At 67.7% G+C, this 22,560-nt stretch carries 27 protein-coding genes; 7 read left to right on the top strand and 20 right to left on the bottom strand.

The annotated features are described in order from the left end of the window. Positions 1 to 25: 25 nt before the first annotated feature. The 9 genes from xth to KZX46_RS12740 all read right to left on the bottom strand — a co-directional run bounded on the left by xth (position 26) and on the right by KZX46_RS12740 (position 7,591). Positions 26 to 796, bottom strand: coding sequence for an exodeoxyribonuclease III (gene xth, locus KZX46_RS12780; protein ID WP_219774320.1), 771 nt, complete (start codon positions 794 to 796; stop codon positions 26 to 28). Positions 797 to 826: 30 nt separating this feature from the next. Next, positions 827 to 1,156, bottom strand: a complete 330-nt coding sequence (gene erpA / locus KZX46_RS12775; protein WP_219774319.1) for an iron-sulfur cluster insertion protein ErpA — start codon at positions 1,154 to 1,156, stop codon at positions 827 to 829. A 40-nt stretch (positions 1,157 to 1,196) separates the two neighbouring features. After that, the gene (locus KZX46_RS12770; protein ID WP_219774318.1) at positions 1,197 to 2,411 is read right to left on the bottom strand and encodes a M23 family metallopeptidase; all 1,215 of its coding nucleotides are present in this window, start codon (positions 2,409 to 2,411) and stop codon (positions 1,197 to 1,199) included. Between the two features lie 226 nt (positions 2,412 to 2,637). After that, complete coding sequence (locus KZX46_RS12765; RefSeq protein WP_216710803.1) at positions 2,638 to 3,291, bottom strand: ribonuclease T; 654 nt, start codon at positions 3,289 to 3,291, stop codon at positions 2,638 to 2,640. Beyond that, on the bottom strand, positions 3,284 to 4,162 hold the full coding sequence (gene nadC / locus KZX46_RS12760; RefSeq protein WP_219774317.1) for a carboxylating nicotinate-nucleotide diphosphorylase: 879 nt from the start codon (positions 4,160 to 4,162) through the stop codon (positions 3,284 to 3,286). The genes KZX46_RS12765 and nadC overlap by 8 nt, the downstream gene beginning before the upstream one ends. 105 nt (positions 4,163 to 4,267) lie before the next feature. After that, the gene (locus KZX46_RS12755) at positions 4,268 to 5,095 is read right to left on the bottom strand and encodes an alpha/beta hydrolase (protein ID WP_219774316.1); all 828 of its coding nucleotides are present in this window, start codon (positions 5,093 to 5,095) and stop codon (positions 4,268 to 4,270) included. Next, complete coding sequence (gene nadA / locus KZX46_RS12750) at positions 5,092 to 6,090, bottom strand: quinolinate synthase NadA (protein WP_219774315.1); 999 nt, start codon at positions 6,088 to 6,090, stop codon at positions 5,092 to 5,094. The genes KZX46_RS12755 and nadA overlap by 4 nt, the downstream gene beginning before the upstream one ends. Positions 6,091 to 6,101: 11 nt before the next feature. Beyond that, positions 6,102 to 6,716: a DUF4230 domain-containing protein gene (locus tag KZX46_RS12745; RefSeq protein WP_226895932.1), complete on the bottom strand. Its 615-nt coding sequence runs from the start codon at positions 6,714 to 6,716 to the stop codon at positions 6,102 to 6,104. After that, the gene (locus tag KZX46_RS12740) at positions 6,713 to 7,591 is read right to left on the bottom strand and encodes an MBL fold metallo-hydrolase (protein WP_219774313.1); all 879 of its coding nucleotides are present in this window, start codon (positions 7,589 to 7,591) and stop codon (positions 6,713 to 6,715) included. The genes KZX46_RS12745 and KZX46_RS12740 overlap by 4 nt, the downstream gene beginning before the upstream one ends. A gap of 98 nt (positions 7,592 to 7,689) precedes the next feature. Between KZX46_RS12740 and KZX46_RS12735 the strand changes: the two genes are divergently transcribed. From KZX46_RS12735 to KZX46_RS12705, 7 genes are all read left to right on the top strand, one after another. Continuing rightward, complete coding sequence (locus tag KZX46_RS12735; protein WP_219774312.1) at positions 7,690 to 8,121, top strand: BLUF domain-containing protein; 432 nt, start codon at positions 7,690 to 7,692, stop codon at positions 8,119 to 8,121. 34 nt (positions 8,122 to 8,155) lie between these two features. Continuing rightward, positions 8,156 to 9,775 (top strand): GMC family oxidoreductase, encoded by a 1,620-nt coding sequence (locus KZX46_RS12730; protein ID WP_219774311.1) that lies wholly within the window; start codon positions 8,156 to 8,158, stop codon positions 9,773 to 9,775. Further along, positions 9,772 to 10,914 (top strand): epoxide hydrolase family protein, encoded by a 1,143-nt coding sequence (locus KZX46_RS12725; protein WP_219774310.1) that lies wholly within the window; start codon positions 9,772 to 9,774, stop codon positions 10,912 to 10,914. The genes KZX46_RS12730 and KZX46_RS12725 overlap by 4 nt, the downstream gene beginning before the upstream one ends. A 7-nt stretch (positions 10,915 to 10,921) precedes the next feature. Continuing rightward, complete coding sequence (gene lipB / locus KZX46_RS12720; protein WP_226895931.1) at positions 10,922 to 11,581, top strand: lipoyl(octanoyl) transferase LipB; 660 nt, start codon at positions 10,922 to 10,924, stop codon at positions 11,579 to 11,581. A 113-nt stretch (positions 11,582 to 11,694) separates the two neighbouring features. Continuing rightward, entirely contained in the window at positions 11,695 to 11,970 is a 276-nt protein-coding gene (locus tag KZX46_RS12715) for a hypothetical protein (RefSeq protein WP_219774308.1), read from the top strand. Between the two features lie 141 nt (positions 11,971 to 12,111). Beyond that, the gene (locus tag KZX46_RS12710; protein ID WP_219774307.1) at positions 12,112 to 12,411 is read left to right on the top strand and encodes an SCP2 sterol-binding domain-containing protein; all 300 of its coding nucleotides are present in this window, start codon (positions 12,112 to 12,114) and stop codon (positions 12,409 to 12,411) included. A 348-nt stretch (positions 12,412 to 12,759) separates the two neighbouring features. Then, positions 12,760 to 13,233 carry a hypothetical protein gene (locus tag KZX46_RS12705; protein WP_216710815.1) on the top strand — a complete coding sequence of 158 codons (474 nt, stop codon included), beginning with the start codon at positions 12,760 to 12,762 and terminating at the stop codon, positions 13,231 to 13,233. Between the two features lie 245 nt (positions 13,234 to 13,478). On the opposite strand, the gene KZX46_RS12700 is transcribed toward KZX46_RS12705, so the two are convergent. The 11 genes from KZX46_RS12700 to KZX46_RS12650 all read right to left on the bottom strand — a co-directional run bounded on the left by KZX46_RS12700 (position 13,479) and on the right by KZX46_RS12650 (position 22,559). Beyond that, the gene (locus KZX46_RS12700) at positions 13,479 to 14,654 is read right to left on the bottom strand and encodes an OmpA family protein (protein WP_219774306.1); all 1,176 of its coding nucleotides are present in this window, start codon (positions 14,652 to 14,654) and stop codon (positions 13,479 to 13,481) included. A gap of 139 nt (positions 14,655 to 14,793) precedes the next feature. Then, the gene (locus KZX46_RS12695; RefSeq protein WP_219774305.1) at positions 14,794 to 15,297 is read right to left on the bottom strand and encodes a DUF2793 domain-containing protein; all 504 of its coding nucleotides are present in this window, start codon (positions 15,295 to 15,297) and stop codon (positions 14,794 to 14,796) included. A gap of 34 nt (positions 15,298 to 15,331) precedes the next feature. Beyond that, positions 15,332 to 17,131, bottom strand: coding sequence for a phage tail protein (locus KZX46_RS12690; protein WP_219774304.1), 1,800 nt, complete (start codon positions 17,129 to 17,131; stop codon positions 15,332 to 15,334). Positions 17,132 to 17,167: 36 nt separating this feature from the next. After that, complete coding sequence (locus KZX46_RS12685) at positions 17,168 to 17,524, bottom strand: hypothetical protein (protein ID WP_219774303.1); 357 nt, start codon at positions 17,522 to 17,524, stop codon at positions 17,168 to 17,170. A gap of 4 nt (positions 17,525 to 17,528) precedes the next feature. Beyond that, positions 17,529 to 17,939, bottom strand: a complete 411-nt coding sequence (locus tag KZX46_RS12680; RefSeq protein ID WP_219774302.1) for a peptidoglycan endopeptidase — start codon at positions 17,937 to 17,939, stop codon at positions 17,529 to 17,531. Continuing rightward, on the bottom strand, positions 17,936 to 18,763 hold the full coding sequence (locus KZX46_RS12675; protein ID WP_219774301.1) for a DUF2163 domain-containing protein: 828 nt from the start codon (positions 18,761 to 18,763) through the stop codon (positions 17,936 to 17,938). The genes KZX46_RS12680 and KZX46_RS12675 overlap by 4 nt, the downstream gene beginning before the upstream one ends. Beyond that, positions 18,764 to 21,097, bottom strand: coding sequence for a DUF2460 domain-containing protein (locus tag KZX46_RS12670; RefSeq protein ID WP_370647451.1), 2,334 nt, complete (start codon positions 21,095 to 21,097; stop codon positions 18,764 to 18,766). It abuts the gene before it with no gap. Then, entirely contained in the window at positions 21,094 to 21,672 is a 579-nt protein-coding gene (locus KZX46_RS12665; protein ID WP_219774300.1) for a tail tape measure protein, read from the bottom strand. The genes KZX46_RS12670 and KZX46_RS12665 overlap by 4 nt, the downstream gene beginning before the upstream one ends. Beyond that, positions 21,653 to 21,847 (bottom strand): phage tail assembly chaperone, encoded by a 195-nt coding sequence (locus tag KZX46_RS12660; RefSeq protein WP_219774299.1) that lies wholly within the window; start codon positions 21,845 to 21,847, stop codon positions 21,653 to 21,655. Before KZX46_RS12660 ends, KZX46_RS12665 begins: the two co-directional genes overlap by 20 nt. Further along, complete coding sequence (locus KZX46_RS12655; protein ID WP_219774298.1) at positions 21,844 to 22,155, bottom strand: gene transfer agent family protein; 312 nt, start codon at positions 22,153 to 22,155, stop codon at positions 21,844 to 21,846. The genes KZX46_RS12660 and KZX46_RS12655 overlap by 4 nt, the downstream gene beginning before the upstream one ends. Further along, a complete protein-coding gene (locus tag KZX46_RS12650) occupies positions 22,152 to 22,559 on the bottom strand; it encodes a phage tail tube protein (protein WP_219774297.1) in 408 nt (135 codons plus the stop codon). Before KZX46_RS12650 ends, KZX46_RS12655 begins: the two co-directional genes overlap by 4 nt. Position 22,560 lies beyond the last annotated feature (1 nt).

Below are 22,560 nucleotides of genomic sequence, written 5' to 3'. Positions count from 1 at the left end.
GAAGTCCACACGATGTGGGGGTCGTTCAGCCCCGCAATTCGACCCATGCCGGCACGTGGTCCGATGCGCGCTCGCCGCCGCGGACCGCGCGGTCGATGCCCGCGTTGACCAGCCGGTCGGCGGCAGACGGCGAGAGCAACAGGTGGTCAATGCGCAGGCCGCTGTCGCGCGGCCATGCCCCTGCCTGATAGTCCCAGAAGGTATAGGCGCGGCCCGTCGGCTGGACACTGCGGATCGCGTCGGTCCAGCCAGCGTGACACAGCGTGCGGAACGCGGCGCGAGTTTCGGGCTGGGTCAGCGCGTCGTGCGACATCGCGACCTCACTGAAGACATCCTCGGCGGTCGGGATGACGTTGTAGTCGCCCGCGAGCACGACCGGCCGCTCGAGCGCGCTCAACGCCCGCGCACGCTCCGACAGCCGCGCGAACCATGCGAGCTTGTAATCGAATTTCGGACCCGGTTGCGGATTGCCGTTGGGGAGGTAGATCGACGCGATGCGGACACCCTCGACTTCGGCTTCGAGGTAGCGCGAATGGTCGTCGGCGGGGTCGCCGTCGAGGCCGCGCTTGGTCTCGACCGCCTCGGCGCGCGACAGGATCGCAACGCCGTTGAAGCCCTTCTGGCCGTGGACCAATGAGCGGTAGCCCGCAGCGGCAATCTCGGCGACAGGAAATTTCTCGTCGACGGTCTTGATCTCCTGGAGACAGACGACGTCTGGGGTCGCCTCGGCGAGCCAGTCGAGCAGACGCGGCAAGCGAGCGCCAATGCCGTTGATGTTGAAGGTCGCGATCTTCATGCGGGATCGCCTCGCAGTTTCACGAACGGGTTAGACCGAAAACGACGACCCGCAGCCGCAGCCGCTCGCCGCGTTCGGGTTGGTCACCTTGAACGCCGCCGCGCCCATCGTCTCGACATAGTCGACTTGCGCCCCGTCGAGGAACGGCAGGCTGATGGGGTCGACAAGCATCGCGATCCCATCGGTCTCGACGACGAGATCGTCGTCCGCCGCAACGCTTTCGAGACCGAACTTATATTGGAAACCGGCACATCCGCCGCCGTCGACCGCGAGGCGCAGCTTCAACCCGGGCTTGCCCTGCTTCGCGGCGATCGCGGCAACACGGGCGGCGGCGGCGGACGAGAGGAGAACAGTGCTCATCTAGTCGATGTAGGACGTCGCGGCCGCCGGCACAACGCTATCAGAGCGCGGAGGTCACCATCGGTCCGACGGCGACGTTGGTGCCTGCCCCGTGCTGCGCCGCGAGGACATACTCCGACGCGTCGAGATACGGGCGCGGGTTGACTGCGCGGCCGTCGATGCGAACCTCGAAATGAAGGTGGGTACCGGTCGATCGCCCGGTCGAACCCATCCGCGCGATGACCTCGCCCTGCTTCACGACTTCGCCTGGATGGACGAGAATCGCGGACAAGTGGCCGTAGCGGGTGGCCAGGCCCTTGCCGTGGCTGACTTCAACGCAATTTCCGTACGCGCCCGACCGGCCGGCGGTGGTCACCGTCCCGGCGGCGGCGGCGTAGATCGGCTCGCCCATCGATCCCGCCATGTCGAGCCCGGCGTGCATCGCGCTCATGCCGGTGAACGGGTCGTAGCGGACGCCGAAGCCAGACGAATAGCTGTAGCTTTTCACCGGCACGAACGACGGGATCACCGTCAGTGCGGCCTCGAGCGACTGGAGCTTCTTCCAGCTGAGGAACAGGCCCTTGAAGCGCGGCTCGGCATCGACCGGCGCGTGGACCGGAATGTACGGACCGCCCATGCCGCCGATCGCGCTCCCGCCGAAGCCCGCGGGCGCGGCGTCGAATGCCGACGCCGACATCAAGCGGTCGGGATCGAGCCCGAGGCGGCGAATTAACGACTGGGTATCGCGCAACCGCGCGTCGGCGGCGGTGGTCGCCTTGTCGACGAAGGCGAGCTGTTCGGACTCGAGCTTGCGGAACGGCTCGATCACCGCCGCGGCGGGGGCGGCGAGCAGGTCGCTCGCGGTGGCGATATCGCCCGACCGCGGCAGCATCGCGGCGAGCTTGGTCAGGTCGTGGTTCGGCAGGAGCAGCGCGGCGAGGAACGCCTGGCGCTTCTCGATCGCAGCGGCACGGTCAGCGACGACGCCCTTTAGGTTCGAACTGTCCGACTTCATCGCCACCAGCCGCGCCTGCATCCGCGCAAGTTCAGCCGATTTCGCGGCGATTTCGCCGGATTGTCCCGACATCATGTTCATCGTCGCCATGCCGAGCCAGGTCGCCACAAGTGCCGTGCCACCGATTGCCATAAGCTGCGCTGTCGTCCCTACCCGGATGTTGGAGACCCCGCTGGTGCGGTGCCAGACGATGAAATGCTCGGGTAACCAGCGTTGTACGGTCGACACTACCGTGCTGCGGACAGCGTCGAGTCGATTCATGACGGTGGCAACCCCCGAGCTTTTCGCGATTATTCCGGACAAGCACCGCGTCCCCGTGTCCCCCGGTGGCCGCGATCCCGTCCGCTTTGTCCCCAAGGCGGGTTTGACCACCCGGCGCAGCGGCTGCCAAGCGAACGGAACGAGACTCTGGGCCAAGCGGGCTTAAGGCGCGGCGAACCGATCGCCGAAGCGATGAACGACGGCTTAACTTATGTCGGTCGAGCCGTCAGCGCGGCCAGATGCGAACCGAAACCGAATCAGGGGCGCCGGTGTCGCCACCCTCGCAGCGGTCAGGACGGCCAGCGAGAGTGAGGCAGACGCGCACCTCGGTAAGCCACTGATTCTTATCGGTCGCGACGAACAGCGCCTGACGCGGCATCGCCGGATTGGCGGCGACAAACGCATCGCGGATCGAGCCCGCAGTCGCTTCCTTGCCCGGTGCATCGATTTCGGGGAGCGAGATTTTGGCGGCGATACTCCGCGCCTGGGCGAAATATGCGGACGACGTCGCCCAGTTGCAGGTGCCGTGTTTCGCCCATTCGTGCTGGAGCAGCGACGCCGACGGTGTCAGGCAATAGTTGCGCTTGACCTCGAGCAGGTCGAGCGGGGTCGGCGCGCGGCAGAATTGCGGATAGGTCTTGCCCGCGCCGTCGGGCCACAGGCCGTGGACGCGAAACCCGAAGCCGCTCGCGCACCCCTGCGTGCCGGTTGCCTCACCGCGGCGGCATTCCTGCGGCCACCAGTAAAATGCGAGGACGAGCTTGGTCACCGGGACGATCCGGCTCTCCTCCTGCGGCTGCGCCGGAGCGGGGGTAAGGTCGGCGGGGACCGAGCACGCGGTGGTCGCGGCGAGCGCAAGGCTCAGGAACAGGTCAAGCATAGTCGAGCCCTATGTCCGCCGCCGGGGCCGACTGGGTCAGCCGTCCGACCGAAATGAAGGTGACCCCGGTCTGGGCGATCGCGCGGATCGTGTCGAGCCGGACGCCCCCGCTCGCCTCGGTGGGCACGCGTCCGGCGATCAAGGCGACTGCCTCGCGCAGCGTCGGCACGTCCATATTGTCGAGCAGCAGCCTGTCGGCCCCGGCGGCGAGCGCGGGCTCGATCTGGTCGATCCGGTCGACCTCGACGACGATGCCGACGTTATCTGGGCCGACGCTCGCCGGATCGGACGTCCGTCCGAGGCCAGCTGCTTTGGCCGCCGCGACGGCGGGAGTGATGCCCCCGGCAATAGCGACATGGTTGTCCTTGATCATCACGCCATCGTCGAGCCCCAGCCGATGGTTTGTCGCCCCGCCCATCCGCGTCGCGTATTTCTCGAGGAGCCGCAGCCCGGGCAGCGTCTTGCGCGTGTCGAGCAGGATCGCGCCTGTCCCCTCGATCACGTCGACATAGGTCCGCGTCATCGTCGCGATCCCGGTCAGGTGCTGGACGGTGTTGAGCGCCGACCGCTCGGCGGCAAGGAGCGCGCGGGCATTGCCGGTCAGACGCAGCAACGCGGTGCCTGCGGCAACGCGGTCGCCGTCGGCCGCGAGATGCTCGACGACGACGCCCGAATCCAGTGCACGGAAGAATGCCTCAGCGAGCGGCAGCCCGGCGACGACGACCGCGTCGCGGCTCGCCATGATCGCGGTGAGGCGCGCGTCGGCCGGGATGACGGCGGCGGAGGTAATATCACCCCCCTGCCCCAAATCCTCGGCAAGCGTCGCGCGGATGAAGGAGTCGAGGTCGAATTTGGGGAGGGAAAAAGCCACGGCGTTGGCTTAGCGCCTTCCGATTTCACGGCAAGTGGGCATGACACGGCTCAGTGAAGAAACCTGAAGTCTCGATGTACGCGCGGAGCTGCTGGCGCAGGTCGGCTAATCGCCACCTGCTGGCACGGGCTTTGTCCGGCTTGACGTCTTACTGTCGAGCCCATCGAGCCACCGAACTTCGGCAATTCCGGCTGCAGGCGCATAGGCCAAGCCGTGACCTACGCCCGCGAACACCAAGAGAAAGGTCTTGCTCGCCAATGCCAGGCGTTGGCCGTGCGCTATCGGGATGACCTGATCATCGTCGGCATGAAGGACTACGATTGGTATGGTCGATCCGGTCAGCTTCGCAGCGTTGTCGTATTTGTCCCAAATAAGCGGCGCGATCGGCAACCCCGTTGCATCCGCAGCGGCCGCGGGCAGGCTGGTGAAGCCGGAGACGATCATCAGGCCGCCGAGCTTCTCACCGGTTGCGACCTCGGTCGCCGGACCCGAGCCGAGCGAGTTGCCGATGGCGACGATGTCGCCCGAGGCGACGCCCCGCCGGCGAAGGAACGCGGTCGCCGCTCGCGCATCGGCGTAAAGGCCGCTTTCTCTCGGTGACCCCGGATTACCGCCGTAGCCGCGATATTCGGGCACCAGGATGCCATAGCCGGCAGCGGCGATCGCCTGTGTCGCGACTATCGATCCACGCAGACTGTCGCCGTTTCCGTGAAAGAACACGACAGTCCGGCGTCGGTGGCCGGGCCGATATAGTGCGCCGAGGTCGAGGCTATCCGCCGTGTGCAGGACGACCCGGCTAAACCCGGGGGCTGAAATTTCTCCGGTCGCTCTCGGCGCCGGGTAAATGAAGCGACGTTGTGCGACGACTGCGACGACGAGGAACGCGACGGCTAGTCCGACGACCACCGCGCCGATCGCAATCGCGATCCTCAATCCCCCGTCACCGGTACCGGTGTCACTGCGCTCGCCATCTCGAGCATCCGGTCCAGCGGCAGCTTTGCGCGGACCCGGATCGCCTCGGGGACCTCGATCACCGGGGTCAGGTCGCGGAGGCAGAGGTATAATTTCTCGAGCGTGTTCATCGCCATGAACGGACACATGTTGCAGCCGCAGTTACCGTCCGCTCCGGGCGCACCGATGAAGGTCTTGTGCGGCGCGCGGAGTTGCATCTGGTGGATGATGTTCGGCTCGGTGGCGACGATCAGCGTCGGCTCGGGCGACTTGAGCGCGTAATCGAGAATGCCGCTCGTCGCGCCGACATAGTCGGCGAGGTCGAGGATCGCCGCCGGGCATTCGGGATGCGCGAGGACCGGCGCGGCGGGGTTGAGCGCCTTTAATTTGAGCAGCTCGGTCACCGAGAATCGCTCGTGGACGATGCACGTCCCGTCCCACAGCAGCATGTCGCGCCCGGTCTTGCGGTTGAGCCATGCGCCCAAATGCTTGTCCGGGGCGAACAGGATCTTCTGGTCGCGGGGAAGCTGGTTGATGATCTTTTCGGCCGACGACGACGTCACGATGATGTCGCTGTACGCCTTCACTGCCGCCGAGCAATTGATGTACGTCAGGCTGATGTGATCGGGGTGCGCCGCGCGGAACGCGCCGAACTCGTCGGGCGGGCACGAATCCTCGAGGCTGCACCCGGCCTTGAGGTCAGGGAGAACGACGGTTTTCTGCGGCGACAATATCTTCGCCACTTCGGCCATGAACTTGACCCCGCAAAACGCGATGACGTCGGCGTCGGTCGCGGCAGCCTTGCGGCTGAGGTCGAGGCTGTCGCCGACGAAATCGGCGAGATCCTGGAGCACGGGGTCCTGATAATAATGCGCGAGGATGACCGCGTTGCGCTCCTTCCGCAGCCGCGCGATCTCGGCGTGGAGGTCGATGCTTGCGGGGACCGACTGGCTGAACAGGTTGAGGCGGGCGTCCATGCGCGGACTCCTTAGGGGAAACGAACGACGACGGCGGCGTCGAGACCGGCGGCAGCGAGCGGCAGCTTGAAGGTGCGCTCCACGGCAGCGCGCGTCGCATCGCTCGCCATCTGGACGAGTAGCGGGGCCTTCGCTTCTTCGAGCAAAGCCGACTGGACGCGCGCGCGATTCGCGGTGTCGAGCGCCGCCTCGGCATCAGTCAGCGCAAGCAGCAGCGCGCCGTCCTTGAACTCGCGGATACGGGTCAGGTCGATCTCGGGACCGGCGATCGCCGGGCGCGGGATAGTCACCGTCAGCGTCTTGGTCGCGGCGTTCCAGTCGAGGTCGCGGCGCGTCACCCGCTTCCAGTCGAGCTCGTAGCGGACGGTTCCGGGAACGATCAGCGTCTTAGTCGCGTGGAACAGCCCGAGCCGCGTCTGCTGCGAGGTCACCGCGACAGTGAAGCGCGCGGCGAAGGCGGTCAGCTTGTTCTGCGCCTGGACTGCGTTCAACGACACATCGGCGATCGACACCGGGTCGGGACCGCGGAGGAGCATCGCGACGAGCGGCGCGCGGAAGACGCCGACCAGCGCGGCGCTAAACAACAGCCCGGCGATCAGGCCCCACAGGACGGCGTAGCGCTTCACGCGACCAGCGCCCACGCGTCGCCGTCGTTGGCGACGATCCCGCGGGCGCGCAGGTCGATAAGGTGCGCCGTGACCGACAGGCCTGCCGCCGGATGGAGGCGCGGATCGACGCTCGCGTACATCGTCGCGACCATGTCGGGAACCGACTTCGGCCCGTCGCCAAGGCTTTTGACGATCTGGTTCTCGCGCTGCTTGCGGTGGGTGATGAGGCCGCGGACCAGCCGCTGCGGTTCGGTCACCGGCGCGCCGTGGGTCGGGTAATAGACCGCGTCGTCGCGGTCGAGCAGCAGGCGGAGGCTCGCCATGTACGCCGCCATATCACCGTCGGGCGGCGAAACGACGGTCGTCGACCAGCCCATGACGTGGTCGCCGCTAAATAGCGCGCGCGCCTCGGGCAGCGCAAAGCACAGGTGATTCGACGTGTGGCCGGGGGTGTGGAGCGCGGTCAGCGTCCAGCCCGGGCCGCTCACGCTGTCGCCGTCGGCGAGGACCGTGTCGGGATCATAGGTCCGGTCGAACCCGGCATCGGCGCGCGGCCCGGCATCGTCGAGCACCAGCCGCGCGCAGCCGACGACGATCGCCCCGGTCGCGGCTTTGACGGCAGGCGCGGCGGGGGAATGATCGCGGTGGGTGTGGGTGATGACAATGTGGCTGACCGTCTCGCCCGCGACTGCGTCGAGCAATGCGGCGATATGATCGGCGTCGTCGGGGCCGGGATCGATGATCGCGACGGTCCCGGTGCCGACGATGTACGTCCCTGTGCCGGTGTACGTGAACGGCGACGGATTGCGCGCGAGAACCCGGCGCACGAGCGGCGCGAGGGTTTCGACCCGCCCGTAGGGAGCCGCGGCGACTAGTTCGGCGGGATCGCTCATTATTGCTCATGTGGCAGCGCGGTGCGGCGATGTGAAGGGGGCGACGCGCGACCGCCGATCCCGTAGCGTACCGCAAAACCGGTTTGGGGGATGGCAAGATGCTGCGCCAATTGATCTATATCTCGCAGCCGTTCGGCTATGATGCGGCGACGCTCGCGAACATCCTCGTTGCCGCGCGGCGCAACAACAGCCGCGACGGGGTGACCGGCGCGCTGATCTGCCGCCACGATATCTATCTGCAGTTGCTCGAGGGGCCGACCGACGCGGTTGTCGCCGCTTTCGAGCGGATCGTCGCCGACGACCGCCACCTCGATATCACGGCCTTACGGACGACCGACGTCGCGACGCGCATGTTTCCGCGGTGGGACATGCTCGACGATCCGGCGCGGTCGTGGCTATGGTCCCCCGCAGCGGTTGCCGCAGGCGCAGTCGCAGAAGCGGGCGCCGACGGCGTCGCCGCGGTGTTCGCGCGCGTCGCCGCCGAACTCGGGAGTGCGACCACGGCTTGCCCGGACGGCCCGAACGCCTAGACTGGCTCGCGAAGCTCTGGGGAGGGCTCGCATCATGGCCGATAATTTCGACTTCATCATCGTCGGCGCGGGATCGGCGGGGTGCGTTCTCGCCAACCGGCTGTCGGCTGATCCAGCGACACGCGTCCTGCTGCTCGAGGCGGGCGGGCGCGACAATGGGACGATGATCAACATGCCCGGCGGGATCGCGCAGATTATTCCGCCCGACAAGGACAGCCCGCACGACTGGGGCTTCTGGACCGTCCCACAGGCCGAACTCAACGACCGCAGGCTCTACTGGCCGCGCGGCCGTGTGCTCGGTGGGTCGTCGTCGATCAACGGCATGGTCTATATCCGCGGGCATGCGAGCGACTACGATCGCTGGGCGCAGCTCGGCCTGACCGGCTGGGGGTGGAGCGACGTCCTCCCCTATTTCCGCCGCTCCGAGCATAGCGAGCGCGGCGGCGACGATTTCCACGGTGAAGGCGGCCCGCTCCACACGAGCACGCGCTGCCTGCCGCACGTCTTGAACGACGCCTTCATCGATGCGGCAGTCGAGGCGGGCTATCCGCGCACCGACGACTTCAACGGACCTCAGTTCGAGGGCGCCGGGCGCTACGATTGCACAATCAAGAACGGCAGCCGCTGGTCGGCAGCGCGCGCGTATTTGACCCCGGTGATGAAGCGCCCAAATCTCGAGGTCCGTACCGGCGTCCAGGTCGAGCGCGTCACTTTTGCCGGCACCCGCGCGACTGGCATCGCCTATGTCCGCGACGGCAAGGCGCAATCGGTCACGGCACGCGAGGTGATCCTCTGCGGCGGTACGGTCAACTCGCCGCAATTGCTGATGCTGTCGGGGGTCGGTCCAGCCGAGCATCTGCGCGCGACCGGGATCGAGGTCGTCGCGGACCGCGCCGACGTCGGCGGCAATCTCCAGGACCATCTCGACCTTATCGTGCAATGGGCGTGCACCCAGCCGGTCACGCTCAATGCTAATGCGGCAACCTTCAACAAGGTCAAGGCGCTGGCGTCGTGGCTGTTCGCGAAATCGGGACCGGGAAGCTACATCCCGACCCCGACCGGCGCGTTCGTTTCGACCCGCCAGGGGCTGGCCGCGCCCGACATCCAGATCCATTTCATGCCGTTGCGCGGCAATGCCCATGGCCGCGGGACGATGTCGCCCGAGCACGGCTATCAGATGCACGTCTGCCAGCTCCGCCCCGAAAGCCGTGGGACGATCCGCCTCGCCGGTCCCGACCCGCTCGCACCGCCGCTGATCGATCCGCGCTACCTGACCGCGCATGAGGATATCAACACGCTCGTCGCCGGGGTCGCGATCGCCCGCAAGATCGGCGCGGCACCGGCGTTCGATGCGTTTCGCGGCGCCGAGACGTGGCCCGGCGCTTCGCTGCAATCGCGCGATGCGCTCGTCGCGGCAATGCGTGACTGGGGCGAGACGATCTACCACCCAGTCGGCACCTGCCGGATGGGAGCCGACGACGCCTCGGTCGTCGATGGATCTCTGCGCGTGCGCGGAGTCGAGGGGTTGCGCGTCGTCGACGCGTCGGTGATGCCGTATCTCGTCTCGGGCAACACCAACGCGCCGACGATCATGATCGCCGAAAAGGCCGCCGATTTGATCGCCGCGACGGCAAAGCAAAGGCTCGCAGCATGAGCACGATCGAGCCGTTCACGATCCCGGTCAATGCCGACGAAGTGGCGTGGATTCGCGACCGCGTCGCCGGCTACCGCTTCTTCGAGGAGCCCACCGATGCCAAGTGGGATTACGGAGCGAACCGCGCGTACATGGCTCGGCTGCGCGACTATTGGCTCGACGATTTCGACTGGGCGGCAGCGGTTGCCGGGCTCAACCGCCACCCGCATTTCCGCGTCGAAGTCGAGCCCGGGCTAAAGCTTCACTGTATTCACCGCCGGTCGACGCGCCCGAACGCGCGGCCGTTGCTGATCGCGCACGGCTGGCCGGGGTCGATCGTCGAGTTCGACGCGATCGTCGATCGCCTTGCCGAACCTGAGGTGGAGGATGGGCCTGCCTTCCATGTGATCGCTCCTTCGCTGGCGGGGTATGCGTGGTCGGACAAGCCAGCGTCACCGATCGGGCCGCGCGCGATGGCGAGGCTCTACGACCGGCTGATGGCGGTGCTTGGTTACGACGGGTATCTGTATCAGGGCGGCGACTGGGGCTGCGTCATCGGCGGCTGGATCGGGCTCGACAGCACGACAGTCGAGGCGATCCACCTCAGCGGCTACGGGCTGCGCTCGGCCGACATGCACCCCGATACGCCCGCCGAGGTTGCGTGGCTGATGAAGGCGCAGAAGGTGCGTGACCGCGAGACCGCCTATCTCCAGCTCCAGGGAACCAAGCCGCAGAGCCTCGGCTTCGCGATGATGGATTCGCCGATGGGGGTCGCAGCGTGGTTCGCCGAAAAGTTCGTCGGCTGGTCCGACACCGGCGACGGGCGCGACGGTTATGTCGACCCGCCGTTCAGCCTCGACCAGATGCTGACCAACATCATGATCTACCTGACGACGCGCAGCTTCAACACCGCAACATGGATATACAAGGGCATGTTCGAGGAGGGCGGCGCGGCGATCCCGCAAGGGCGGCGGATCGAAGTGCCGACCGCGGTCGCGGCATTCCCCAAGGACCTGCTCGCCTTCCCGCCGCGCGCGATGGTCGAGCGCGGCTATAATGTCGTGCGCTACACCGAGATGCCGCGCGGCGGCCATTTCGCCAGCCTCGAGGAGCCCGAACTGTTCCTCGCCGACGTTCGCGCGTTCGCGGCGTCGCTGTGAGCAAGGCTTGACCGACACCATCGAATGGCGCGTCGAACCGGGGCTGCTCGATTACGCCAAGGCGGTCGCGGTGATGGAGGACCGCGTCGCGGCGATCCGGGCGGGCAACGCGCGTGAATTGATCTGGCTCGTCGAGCATCCGCCGCTCTATACTGCGGGGACCAGTGCCGATGCCGCCGACGTCCTCGATGCGCGCTTCCCGGTTCACGCGACCGGGCGCGGCGGGCGACACACCTATCATGGCCCCGGGCAACGCGTCGTGTATGTCATGCTCGATCTCAACGCGCGCGGGCGCGACGTCCGTCGCTTCATCACCGCACTCGAGGCGTGGGTGATCGACGCACTTGCCCGCGAGGGGGTAGCGGCTTTCACCGATCCGGCGCGTGTGGGCGTTTGGGTTCACACAGATAATCACGACGCCAAGATCGCGGCGATCGGCGTTCGCATCCGCCGTTGGGTTACGTTCCACGGGGTTGCGATCAATATCTCTCCAAATCTCGCGCATTTTGACGGAATCGTGCCGTGCGGCCTCGCGGAATCGGCGGTAACGAGCCTCTTGGCACTGGGCCAACCTTCGACGATGGAAACAATCGATGCTGCGCTGCACACGGAACTGTCGCGGTTCATCGGTCGTTTAACCGTTACGGAGATGCGCAATGACGCTTGAGGGGGAAGAAGTTTCTGTCTAATGTCCACCACGGTTAGGGGATAAGGGCTGAACCGAAACCGCCGCTATCATGCTCGCAAACGATGAACAGGAGTCCAAAGATGGGTGATCTCATGACGAAGATTAAGACGGTTACGCTCGTCGCCGGCCTCGCGCTGGCAGTCGTCGCTTGCGGCGAAAAGAAGGCCGACACGACGTCGACCACGACCACCACCGACACCACGACGCCTGCTTCGGCGCCGATGGCAACCGACACCACGACGATGGCCCCCGCTTCGGGCGCTGCCGACGCGATGGCGACCGCTCCCGCCGCTGGCGATGCGATGGCACCGGCTTCGGGCGGCACCAGCACGACGACGACGGATTCGACGAGCACCACCAAGCCGTAATAGCTTCGGTCGTCACGATCTCGGAAGGGCCGCCAGTCAAATGGCGGCCCTTCTTTTATGGCCGATCGGTTTGCGTGAACTTAGTTCATCGCAGAATGTTCGGTCCGGGCGACACCACGTAATCCGCTGGGGAGAACATCAATGAGCCTTGAACAGATTACCGAGGGCATGCGCACGCGCGTCGGTGCGAGCGCGGGTCTCAAGAAGTCGGTCAAATTCGATTTCGGCGACAATGGTGTCGTCAGGATTGACGATACCGCGACGCCGGCTGTCGTCGACAATCAGAACGTCCCGACCGATTGCACGGTCAAGGTTTCGATGGCCGATTTCATGGACATGGCGAGCGGCAAGCAGAACCCGCAGATGGCGTTCATGATGGGCAAGCTGAAGGTCGATGGCGACATGTCGGTCGCGTTGCAGCTCGGCAGCCTGCTCGGCTAACGACATCTGTCCAGATCGATCACCGTGTGACGGCCCATCCGACGTTATATTACAACAGGATGGTGCCGCACCGCGGTAAGCTGCAGCATTGCGGAAACAGACTCTAGCGGCGCGCGATGTGCGGCGGTAAGGCTGTCGGGCGCCGAGTTCTGCGCCGGAGACAGTCGCAATATGCTAAGACAGGCCTTCATCTCGCTCTCCGTTTTGGGCGTTTGCGGTGTTCCCATCGCAAACGCGGCCGCAGCTCCAGCGAAAAAGCCGGTTCGTGCGCGACCGAAGACCGTAGATGCAGCACCCGCAGCAACTCTGCCTGGCGAGGAAGTCTTTACACGATCGGCAGACGGGATGATGACGCCGAACGCCGTCAAGCTGCGGCCGACAACGCCGGCGGAAGCCGAGGCTAACGCGGTGTGGAGTGTCCGCGCCGCACTCAACATCGCTGCTCTGCAATGTCAGTTCTCGCCGTTCCTTGCGACGGTGCGAAACTATAACGATGTGCTCCGCCAGCATTCGGACGAGCTCGATCGTGCCCGAGCGACGATGGTCGCGCACTTCCGCCGCTATGACGGGGCGCAGGCGCAGAACAGCTTCGATCGCTATACGACGCAGACCTACAACAGCTATTCGACGCTCGATGCTCAATACTCGTTTTGCGAGCGGGCAGCGGTCGCTGGTCGCGCGGCGCTGACGCTACGCAAGGGCGACCTGGGCAAGCGCGCTGCCGCATTACGCGATGATGTTCGTGCCGGGCTAACGCCGGTCTCGCACAAGGCGTTGCTCACCCCGATCGAAGTGACAGGGGTCGACCTCCCGCCTCTTTGACGTCCGGCTGAGATCAGCCGCGACCGGATGATCTTTCATCCCGGCACCAGCGACGCACTTTTTTGAAATATCGTCACCGTCACGTCCGGTTTCTTTCCAGGCCAGGACGACGTGCGCGATCTCGCAAGATGATAAGGACGATCGCGCGCATCGGCGCAAACTGCCTCGGTCTGACAGTCGAACTCATCGCAATCGCGCAAAAAAAGGCCGCCCTTTCGGGCGGCCTTTCCTTTTTCGTGATCCGCTTACTGCGGGGTGCAGGGACCCGCGGAAGCCGGAGCCGGAGCACCACCGAAGGTGATCTCGACGCGGCGGTTCTGCGGTTCGCGAACACCGTCGGCCGTATCGACCAGCGGACGGCTCTCACCGAACGCTTCGGTTGTGATGACGCCAGCGGCGACACCCTTGCCGGTCATGTAAGCCTTGACCGCGTCAGCGCGGCGCTGCGACAGCGCGACGTTGTAGTCCGGCTTACCCGACTTGTCGGCGTGACCGGCGAGCGTGACGCTGGTCTGACCCGTCGAGGCATACTGGTCGGCGGCACGATCGAGGATCGCGGCGGCTTCCGGCGTGATGACCGAACGATCCCAATCGAAGAAGACAAGGAACGGCCCGGGGGTGACAGCAGCCGGCGGGCACGGCGGCAGCGGAGCCGGCGGCGGGGGAGGAACCGGGATCGGAGCCGGCGGCGGCGGCGGCGGAGCCTCGCCACCGAAGTTGTACGTCAGACCAACGAGCAAGCTGTGCGAACGAACGCGGGTGTTTGCCTGGTTCCCGGTGAAGGTCAGCGTGTTGACGTTATCGACGTTGAAGTAACGATACTTCAACGAAACGTCGACGTGGTCGGTCAGCGGCTTGTAAACGCCGGCGAGAAGCTGCCAAGCAACATGCGTGTCGCTATCGTCGAGATACGGAGCACCGCCGGCAGCGAAGCCGTAGCCCTGCTGCTTGACGCGCGCGACGCCGACGCCGCCACCGAGGTAGCCGCCAACGTCACGACCCTTGCCGCCGAAATCGACGAGACCGTTGACCATGAACGACAGGATGTTCTGGTTGCCGGGAGCATTGTTGTAGTTGCCGGTCGCGGGAACACCGGCAACGCCGTTCGCGAGAGTCAGCGGCGGGGTAACGCCGTTGACCTGAACGTAATCGACGTTGTTGCGCTTGTAGCCAACCTCGAACTCGGTACGGAACATACCGAAGTCGTAGCCGAGGATTCCGTCGATGTCGTAGCCGACGTTATAGCTGTTGCGCAGCGGTGCCTTGTAGGCGACGCCAGCGGTCGTCCGCAGGTCGAACGACGAGGCCTGCGAGATGATCCCGCCACCCTCGATGCCGACATAGAACGAGTCGTCTTTCGCCAGCGCCGGGCCGGCAAGCGCGGTCGAACCCAACGCTATTGCTACGGCAAATTTCCGCATCATTATTCCCTTCACGGTTTCGATAGTCCACTGAACTGCTCGAACGCTCTAACGCAGCAGTTATACCAGCGCAAGTCGAGATTCAGATGGTGTGTTGCATAGAAACAACAGCTTTCCATGAAGTAACGTTCGGCATTCGCTACGCAACCGCAACGAGTCCCATGGCACGCATCGCGCTGGTTAGCGCCGCCAATTCCGCCCGCGCTTCGGTGTCGATTATCGTGCCGCCAGCCGCTCCGGCAAGCGCGATCGGCGTCACGGCGAGCATCGTTCGCCCGTTAACCGAAAGTGCCCGCACCGGCCATGCGGCACCGTTCCAGACGCCGCCGACACACACAGCATAGACGCCTTCGTCGCGCACGTAGGCGAGGCAGCCATCGCGCGGCACGACGAACGACCAGCCGCCGGCATCGAGAATGGCGATCTGGCCTGCGCGACCAGACCATGCGCCGGTCGCAACACTGCAGACGATCCAGCTTGCCGGTGACGTCGCTCCTGCGGGCGGTGCCGCAAGGGTCCGGCTTTCGACGGCGAGATGGAGCAGCGCATCGATTGCCGCGATCGCGCTGTTGTGGGTGATTTCCTTCTGCGCCTGCCCGCTTTGGAGCAGCGCAAACGCGTAGCGTGCCGATACCTCAGCCATGATCGTCCTTCCAAAAATGTGAGTTAATGCAAAGTTATATCGCGCATGTCGCTGCACTGCCGGGGCCGACGGCGGCCCCGAGTTGAGCGACGGCGGCGGTTAGCGACCCGGCGGTGTCGCCACCGTCGGCCACGAACGATGCAGCCGGGTAGGTCCACGACGTTCCACCGACCTCGACCGTGCGAACGACAGCTCCGCCGAACGCGATCGTAACCCGATACCGCTCGGCTTCCTCTCCCAGCGGTGCATCTGCCCGGTCGATCCACGCGAACCCTGCCCGGCTGCGGCGGATCCAGCTGATCAGCCGATCGCCATTGGCGAGCGTCGTGACCGTCAGGGCGACCGGCGACAACGGACAGAGCGCAACCCCCACGGGAACGACGGCGATGCCGGGAACCGTGACGATGTCTTCTCCGGGGCCGAACGCCTTGAAGATCAGCGGCGACCCGATCGCGTCGATCGGCGGATCGAACGCCGTGACGCTGCCGGCATCGAGCATGACGAAGCGTTCGCCTGCGGCATGGGTAGCAATCGCCGCCTCGGTTCCGCGCCGTCCTCGCAGAAGTACGCTGAGGCGATAACGCCCGGGCGCGACGGCTTCGGCGCGGGTGAATTGGAACACCTCGTCGCCGGCGAGCGCGAGGTTCGCCCCGGCGAGGACTGCCGCCTCGCTTGCGCTCTCGAGCGTCATCGCGTCTTCGAGCAGGTCGACGTCAATCGTCGATAGCCGGTCCCAGCAGTCGGTCGTTCCGCCCGCGAGCATGCTCGCGGCGACCCCGAGTGTCGCAGCGCCGGCAACCGTCGCGACCGTCGCATAGCTCGCGCCGCCGTCACGGCTGACGACGACGTCGGCGCGCCGCCAGCCGCTGCTTGGTCCTGCCGCGGCGAGCAGCAAGCGAGGCGTCGTCGCGACGCCGTCGAGCGACGGCAGGTCGAGGACGTGGAGGACAGTCGGGCCGTTCGGCACGTCGCCGGGGTCGTAGACGCGCCCCGGATCGACGGTCGGCAACGGAGTTCCAGCTGCGGAGGCGACGCGTTCGACCTCGCACTCTATTACTGCGCCGGTGATCGTCGTCCGGCGGATCCGCCACGGGTCGGAGTCTCCATCGACCATGACGGTGTCGCCCGGACGCAGCGCTGCATAGCGCCACGACATCGCCAGCACCGCAGTCGAGCGCTTGGCGATCGCGCGGCGGAGGAGGCTTTCGGCGAGCTGCTTCGCCGTGGCGGCGGTCACGGCGACGGGGAGATCATGCGCTTCGCTCCGCAGCACCGGGCTGCGCCGGACCGCACGCTGCTGCCCCGGCTGGAAGTCGCGCGCGGAATCGCTGAAACCGAGGACGAGCACGTCGGGGATGCTGTCGCCGGCCTCGCGGCTCGCATGCCATGCCGGAGCCGCCCCTGCTTCACTCGCGCCGAGGGTATCGGCCGGGATCGTCGTCGACGTGCCCGGCCCGAGGACGAGCCCGGCGTCGCCGTCGCGGACGACGAGGTCGCCGATCTCGGCAAGCTGGGTCATCGTCGCGCGGATGCTGCCTGCGCGCGCGGCGGCAAAGCCGAGCAGCAGCGGACCGGCAGTGTCGCCGCCGAGGCCGGGACCGGCAATGTCGCGGGCGATCGCGTCGACCGCAACGCCGGCGTCGTCGGCGACGACCTCGAAGGTCAGGTTCGGGATGCGGTTGCCATAGTCGGCGAGCGGCAGGTCCTCGAACACGACGTGCGCGCGGTCGCGGTAGGCGGGCGCGGCGCCGATCCCCTCGGCGGCGGCGATCAGCGGGTCGACGCCCTGCCCTTCGCCCCCGGTGTACGCGCGGATCGTTGCCGGATAGATCAAAGTGCCGTCGGTCGCGCGGAGCAGCTTGCCGTCGGCTCATATGCGCTCGACGCGGACGATCGCGCGCGCCGCGACGATCACCGCGAACGATGCCGAATAGCTATAGCTGCTCGTCGCCGTGCCGCGCTTGCCGCCGCCCGACGTCGACCGGCTCTCGACGATGCCCGCGGTCCAGACGAGCGCCCCGGCGACGCGCATCCGGCCGTAGATGCGCGGGAGCGGCTCGCCGTACGCCGCGCTCTGGACCGCGAGGTTGGCGACGCGCGGCCCTTCGCGGGTCGAGCCGCTGCCGAAGATGCCGCGGTCGAGCGTGCTGCCGATGACGGTCCCGACGAGGCCGCCGAGCGGGCCGCCGAGCGCACGCCCGACGGTGCCCAAGATCAATGTCGCCATCGGCTCACTCCTGTTCGGGCAGCCGCCACGCGGCGACGATGGTCCAGCCGGGGTCGAGCGGCCCTTCGACGACGCGCCCGAGCCCGGCGTGGGCGTGGACGATGCCGCCCCCGGTGACGACGGCAAGGTGGCGACGGCCGGGCGAGGGCGCGACGGCGAGCAGGTCGCCCGGCGCGGCGACGACGACGCGGCGGCACCCGGCGGCAGCGATCAGGCCATCGAGCGCGGCTTCATGGTCGCCGCCGAGCGCATAGGCGGGCGGCACGAGCGCCACCCCGGCGGCGGCGGCGGCGATGAGCGCGACCCCGACGCAGTCGAGGCCGATCCCGGTCACCCTGCCCTGCGCGCGGAACCGCGTGCCGACGCAGGCGCGCGCGGCGGCGACGATCGCGGCGCTGTGGCGATGCGCGGTCATACGCCGGGGAACCGGGTGAGGACGTCGCCGCCAGGGACGTGCGGCTCGCCGCGAAAGTTGATCGCGTTGGCGAAGCGCGCGCTGCACGTCGCCAGCGTCTTGTCGCAGCCCTCGCGGAGCTCGACCCGCGTTCCCGCCGCGACCGCGAACGGCAGCGCCTCGAACAACAGCAGCGCGTCGCCGTCGACTCCCGCGATCCGCGCGTCGAGCCCGGCGTTCGGCCCCTCGAGCGGGCGCACCCGCCCCTCGGCGAAGCGCTCGATCGCGATCACCGCAACCCCGATCCGGTCGCGCGTCGAGGCGTTGGTGCGCGCGATGGCCGTCAGCGGCGCGAGGTCGACGCGGCAGCGCCGGTCCCCAAGTTCGGCGCGGCAGTCGGGCGAGCAGGTCTCGATCGCGATGGCCTCGAACGCCGCGGTCGGCCCGCGCACCGTCGCGGTGAAGCTGCCGCCGCCCGGCCCGGTGCGCTGCTCGATCGCGCCGATCGTACCGCCCGCCAGCCGCAGCGTGCCCGCCGCCGGATCGTCCCAGTCGGCCATGAACACCGTCAGCGCGGCGGCGTCGTAGCGCCCCGCCGCGAGGTCTTCGCCGGTGATCGCCGCCGCCGACAATGCCCCGGCGAACTCCATCGTATCGACCTCGAGCCCATCGCCGAGGCTGATTGCCGACGGCGTCATCCCCGGGGCGGCGGCATAGCGCAGCCCGCCGATGTCGAGCGGGCGGTCGTGCGTGGTGAAGCCGAGGACGACGCCGTCACTCCGGGCGACGCGCCAGCACAAGGCGATCGTCGTCAGGTCGCGGGCAAGACTGTCGGAGAACGCCATCTAAGCCTCGCGGATTTCGATGAGCGGGACCGACGCGGCGTCGCCCGACCGCCAGCCACCGGGCGAGACGTCGAGCCGGTCGTCAGCGAAACGCACGGGCACGTCGAAGGCGAAGCCCGCAGTGACGATCGCCCCGGCGGGCGGGGGCGCGGCGAGATCGACGACGCCGCCTTCGGCCAGCTGCCAGCCGGTGACGGCGGTCCCGGCGACCGCGACGACGACGCTGCCCGCGACCGGGCGCGTGATCCGGCGGTCGTGCGGATCGTCGGCGGTGCCGTAGCGCTTGGTCAAAGCAAAGCGCGTCGCGATCCCGTCGCCGATGCCGATCGGCTGGTCGAGCGCGGTAATCGTGTCGCCGTCGCCCGAAGAATGGTCGAGCGGGTCGGTGAAGCGGAAGCCGCTCGCCTGCCCGCGCCGCGCGCGGAAGAACGCGAGAAGCAGCCGCAGGTCGGCTTCGGAGCGGACCCCGACCCCGGCGTCGTAGTGGAGCCGCGCCTCGGCCCAGCTGCTGTTGCGCTGTTCATACCCCGAGCTCGACGTCGAGATCTGCGTCGAGAATTCGGGGCCGCCGCTCGCGTGCAGGCCGATCGCGAGCGGAAAGCAGACGTCGTCGAATGCGGCCACGGCCTCGTCTCCCATGATGTCGAATGCGACGAAGCCGTCGCGTGCCACTTCGGGCCATGCCCAGACGAAGACCTCGGCGACGCCGCGATCCTGCGCGGCGGCGGCGGCCTCGGCGATGCGCGGCCATTCCCCGCGATCCTCGGCCCGCTCGACGAACCCGGCGAAATAATGCTGGGCGGCGGGTGGATAGCCGAGTCGGCTCGCGACCACCGCGCGCGCCGCCGCCTGCGCGGCGAAGTTGCCGCTCGTGACGAACTCGTAATCCTCGAGCTGGAGGACATCGAATGCGGGGTACGCCCATGCCGCCGGCAGGTTGGCGCGAACCAGTTCTGGCGAGGCTGAGCGAACCACCTGCGGAGCGTAGAACAACAGGTATGTCGTCACGGTGGGAGCGATCCCGCGTACCGCGTCGCGCAGCACCATCGTCGCCGCGCCGAGCTTTACGCCGAGCCAGTCGGCGAAGGCGCGGTTCGGCGCATCGAACGTCCCGCGCGCATCGAGCACCAGCGGCGGTGGTCCCCCGCCCTCGCTGTGATACGCCGCAGTCGTCGCCGCGTCGTAGAAGCACGGGCGGTGGTCGGGCCCGACCCACCACCACGGCTCGCCGATCTGGAAATGCGGCGCGTGACCGGCCGCGACGGTGATCGCGACGAACGCCCGCGCGACCGCCTGGAGCCACGCCATCGCCGGGGCGCTGCATGGCGACAACACGGTCGACGGCGGCGTGTAACCGGTCAGCGCGGGTGCCCCCGTCGCGTCGCGCTGGTTCCACGTTGCGGGGGCGTGCTGGGCGAGCAGCTCGAACGACTGCGACACGATCAGCGTCAGCCCTGCCACGTTCGCCCGCTCGGCGAAGTCGCGGTGCCACGCCGCCGCCGGGGCGCACAACGGCCGGGAGGGGTCGACCTCGTAGCGCGCCGACGCCGGGTTCCACGCCACCTGGAAGAAGTGGCTCATCCCGACATAATGGTTGAGCCACGTCGTATAGCCGGTCGCGACGATGCCGCGCAGCAGCCGCTCGGGCGTCAGGTTGTAGCTGTCGTCGTAGCCGGTCGCCATCCGCAGCCGGTGCGCGGGAACGACGGTATCGCCGATCGCGATCGTCGAATGCGGCCCGTCGCAGGCAATCTCCGACAGCGTCACCGACGCGTCGACCGCATTCGGCAGCGGCGCATCGACTCCGGTGTAGGCAGCCGGGGCGAGCGAGACGAACAGCCGGTCGATGTCCCCGGCGAACACCGGGTCGGCCTCGCCGGGGAGGAGAAACCCGCTGCTCAGCGCATCGAAGTCGAGCATGACGACCGCGTCGGTCGGACTGCCGACGGCGTAGTTCCACAGCCGGACGTACCAGCCGCGAAAGTTGCCCGCCGCGTCGCGCCCCTCGATCGTCAGCGTCGGGCCGTTGACCGCGTCGAGCGGCATCGTCCCGCTCGACTGCCAGCGGAAGCTGAGCACCAGCCCGCGATAGTCGCGGTCGGTGGCGTAGCTGAGCAACGGGTGGTCGAAGCGATCGGCCGACTCCCAGATCAGCCCGGCGAGGTCGTTGCTCCGCAGGAAATTGAGGTCGACCCGGATCGATCGCGGTGCGGGGGTCGTCGCGGCGGCCATCATCGGACGCGGGAAATCGACCGTCCAGAAGCGCGCGTCGAAGCGCTTGAGCCAGTCGCGGCGCTGCTGGTCGGCGGGGGTGGCGAGCCAGTGGCGCATCATCCGTCGGCCCGATCGAGCGCTTGGCGTACCGCGCGCGCGACCTGCGCCCCGGTCCGCTGCATCATCGCGGGCGCGGCGTCGCGCGGGGCGGCGACATTGACGGTGATGCTGACCGGGCCGCCCTGCCCGCCCCCCGTCCCGATGCGCCCGGCGGTGGTGGGGACGAACAATTCGGGGCCGCGCTCGCCGACGAGATACGCGCTGCCTCCCGTCACCGGGCCGCCGGTCGCGCGCCCGGGGGCACCGCCGAACAGCGACCCCGCCGCGCTGGCGAGCGACGACAGGATGCCCCCTCCGCCGCTTGACGAGCCGCCGAACAGGCCGGTGAGGTCGGTCTTGATCGCACTCGCGGCGATCTCGGCGAGGGTCGACAGCGCAACCTTGCGCAGATCGTCGAAGCCGAGGCTACCGGTCTTGACCGCCCTGGCGAGCGCGGATTCGATCGCCTTGCCGGCGTGGTCGGCCCCGCTGGCGAGCGGGCCGTCGAGCTGGCCCTTGATGTCGGCGACGTCACGGGCGAAGCCGCTGGTGTCGGCGCGGATGCCGATGACGAGACTATCGAGCTGTTGGTCCATCGGGGAAGGTCTCCATCAAGCGGGCGAGATCGGGAGCGGCGGCGGCAGTCGGGGCAAGATCGAGGCCGAGCGCGGCGCGAAGGTCGGCGGGGGTCGCCGCCCAGAACGTCGCCGGGCTCCAGCCGAGCACCGCCGCGACCCGCGCCGCCGTGGTGGCAGCTGAAGCGAAGGTCATCGCCCCTGCAGGACTTGCGTCAGCAGCGTCTTGAGGACCGGCGTGACCGCCGCCAGCCCGATCTCGACGATCGCATCGGCGAACTTTTCGCGCGTCAGCGGCCCGCTGTCGGGGCTGAGCGTGTGCCACAATAAGGCGACCAACTCGTCGAGCTTGAGGTGCCCGGCTGCGGCGCGTTCGACCGCGGCGAACAGCGGCCCGATCTCGCCCTCGGCGGCGACCAACGCGGCGAACGTCGGGCGGAAGATGCGCTCGACCCCGCCCAAAACGAGCGAGGCTTCGCCGCGCAACACATTGGCGACGCTCATGCCGTCACCACGTTGCCCGAGGACTCGAGCGCGACGGTGTAGCTGCGCTCGCCGTTGAAATCGCCGGCATAGTCGAGCCGGGTGACGAGGAATTTCCCAGTCATCCGCTCGCCGCTCTCGAAGCGGACCTGATAGTCGTCGAGGACGCCGCCGAGCGCGTTCGCCTTGATCCGCGCCTCGGCGGCCGAGCCGTTGAATACGCCTGCGCCCGACAGCGAGACCGAGCGGAAGCCCGCGCCCGACAGCAGTTCGCGCCAACCGCCCGAGCCCTTGTTGGTGATGACGACGGTGTCGGAGTTGATCGTCAGCTGCGTCGTCCGCATGCCGGCGATCGTCGTGAAGACCGGCGCGCTCGCGCCGTCGCCGACCTTCAACAGGAATGCGCTGCCCTTTTCGGCGGCCATG

This window comes from Polymorphobacter sp. PAMC 29334, from assembly GCF_019431245.1.
GTDB classification, from domain to species: domain Bacteria; phylum Pseudomonadota; class Alphaproteobacteria; order Sphingomonadales; family Sphingomonadaceae; genus Polymorphobacter_B; species Polymorphobacter_B megasporae.
This window is presented reverse-complemented; position numbering and strand designations above follow the sequence as displayed.

Bases quoted from the DNA above. Each gene is read 5' to 3' on its own strand.
- KZX46_RS12740 (WP_219774313.1), bottom strand. From the start codon at position 7,591: ATGAGCGATCCCGCCGAACTAGTCGCCGCGGCTCCCTACGGGCGGGTC.
- KZX46_RS12675 (WP_219774301.1), bottom strand. From the start codon at position 18,763: ATGGCGTTCTCCGACAGTCTTGCCCGCGACCTGACGACGATCGCCTTG.
- KZX46_RS12710 (WP_219774307.1), top strand. From the start codon at position 12,112: ATGAGCCTTGAACAGATTACCGAGGGCATGCGCACGCGCGTCGGTGCG.
- KZX46_RS12665 (WP_219774300.1), bottom strand. From the start codon at position 21,672: ATGGACCAACAGCTCGATAGTCTCGTCATCGGCATCCGCGCCGACACC.
- nadA (WP_219774315.1), bottom strand. From the start codon at position 6,090: ATGGACGCCCGCCTCAACCTGTTCAGCCAGTCGGTCCCCGCAAGCATC.
- KZX46_RS12685 (WP_219774303.1), bottom strand. From the start codon at position 17,524: ATGGCGACATTGATCTTGGGCACCGTCGGGCGTGCGCTCGGCGGCCCG.
- KZX46_RS12735 (WP_219774312.1), top strand. From the start codon at position 7,690: ATGCTGCGCCAATTGATCTATATCTCGCAGCCGTTCGGCTATGATGCG.
- KZX46_RS12700 (WP_219774306.1), bottom strand. From the start codon at position 14,654: ATGCGGAAATTTGCCGTAGCAATAGCGTTGGGTTCGACCGCGCTTGCC.
- KZX46_RS12765 (WP_216710803.1), bottom strand. From the start codon at position 3,291: ATGCTTGACCTGTTCCTGAGCCTTGCGCTCGCCGCGACCACCGCGTGC.
- KZX46_RS12660 (WP_219774299.1), bottom strand. From the start codon at position 21,847: ATGACCTTCGCTTCAGCTGCCACCACGGCGGCGCGGGTCGCGGCGGTG.
- KZX46_RS12670 (WP_370647451.1), bottom strand. From the start codon at position 21,097: ATGATGCGCCACTGGCTCGCCACCCCCGCCGACCAGCAGCGCCGCGAC.
- KZX46_RS12650 (WP_219774297.1), bottom strand. From the start codon at position 22,559: ATGGCCGCCGAAAAGGGCAGCGCATTCCTGTTGAAGGTCGGCGACGGC.
- KZX46_RS12705 (WP_216710815.1), top strand. From the start codon at position 12,760: ATGACGCCGAACGCCGTCAAGCTGCGGCCGACAACGCCGGCGGAAGCC.
- KZX46_RS12680 (WP_219774302.1), bottom strand. From the start codon at position 17,939: ATGACCGCGCATCGCCACAGCGCCGCGATCGTCGCCGCCGCGCGCGCC.
- KZX46_RS12725 (WP_219774310.1), top strand. From the start codon at position 9,772: ATGAGCACGATCGAGCCGTTCACGATCCCGGTCAATGCCGACGAAGTG.
- KZX46_RS12655 (WP_219774298.1), bottom strand. From the start codon at position 22,155: ATGAGCGTCGCCAATGTGTTGCGCGGCGAAGCCTCGCTCGTTTTGGGC.
- erpA (WP_219774319.1), bottom strand. From the start codon at position 1,156: ATGAGCACTGTTCTCCTCTCGTCCGCCGCCGCCGCCCGTGTTGCCGCG.
- KZX46_RS12695 (WP_219774305.1), bottom strand. From the start codon at position 15,297: ATGGCTGAGGTATCGGCACGCTACGCGTTTGCGCTGCTCCAAAGCGGG.
- xth (WP_219774320.1), bottom strand. From the start codon at position 796: ATGAAGATCGCGACCTTCAACATCAACGGCATTGGCGCTCGCTTGCCG.
- KZX46_RS12730 (WP_219774311.1), top strand. From the start codon at position 8,156: ATGGCCGATAATTTCGACTTCATCATCGTCGGCGCGGGATCGGCGGGG.
- KZX46_RS12715 (WP_219774308.1), top strand. From the start codon at position 11,695: ATGACGAAGATTAAGACGGTTACGCTCGTCGCCGGCCTCGCGCTGGCA.
- KZX46_RS12770 (WP_219774318.1), bottom strand. From the start codon at position 2,411: ATGAATCGACTCGACGCTGTCCGCAGCACGGTAGTGTCGACCGTACAA.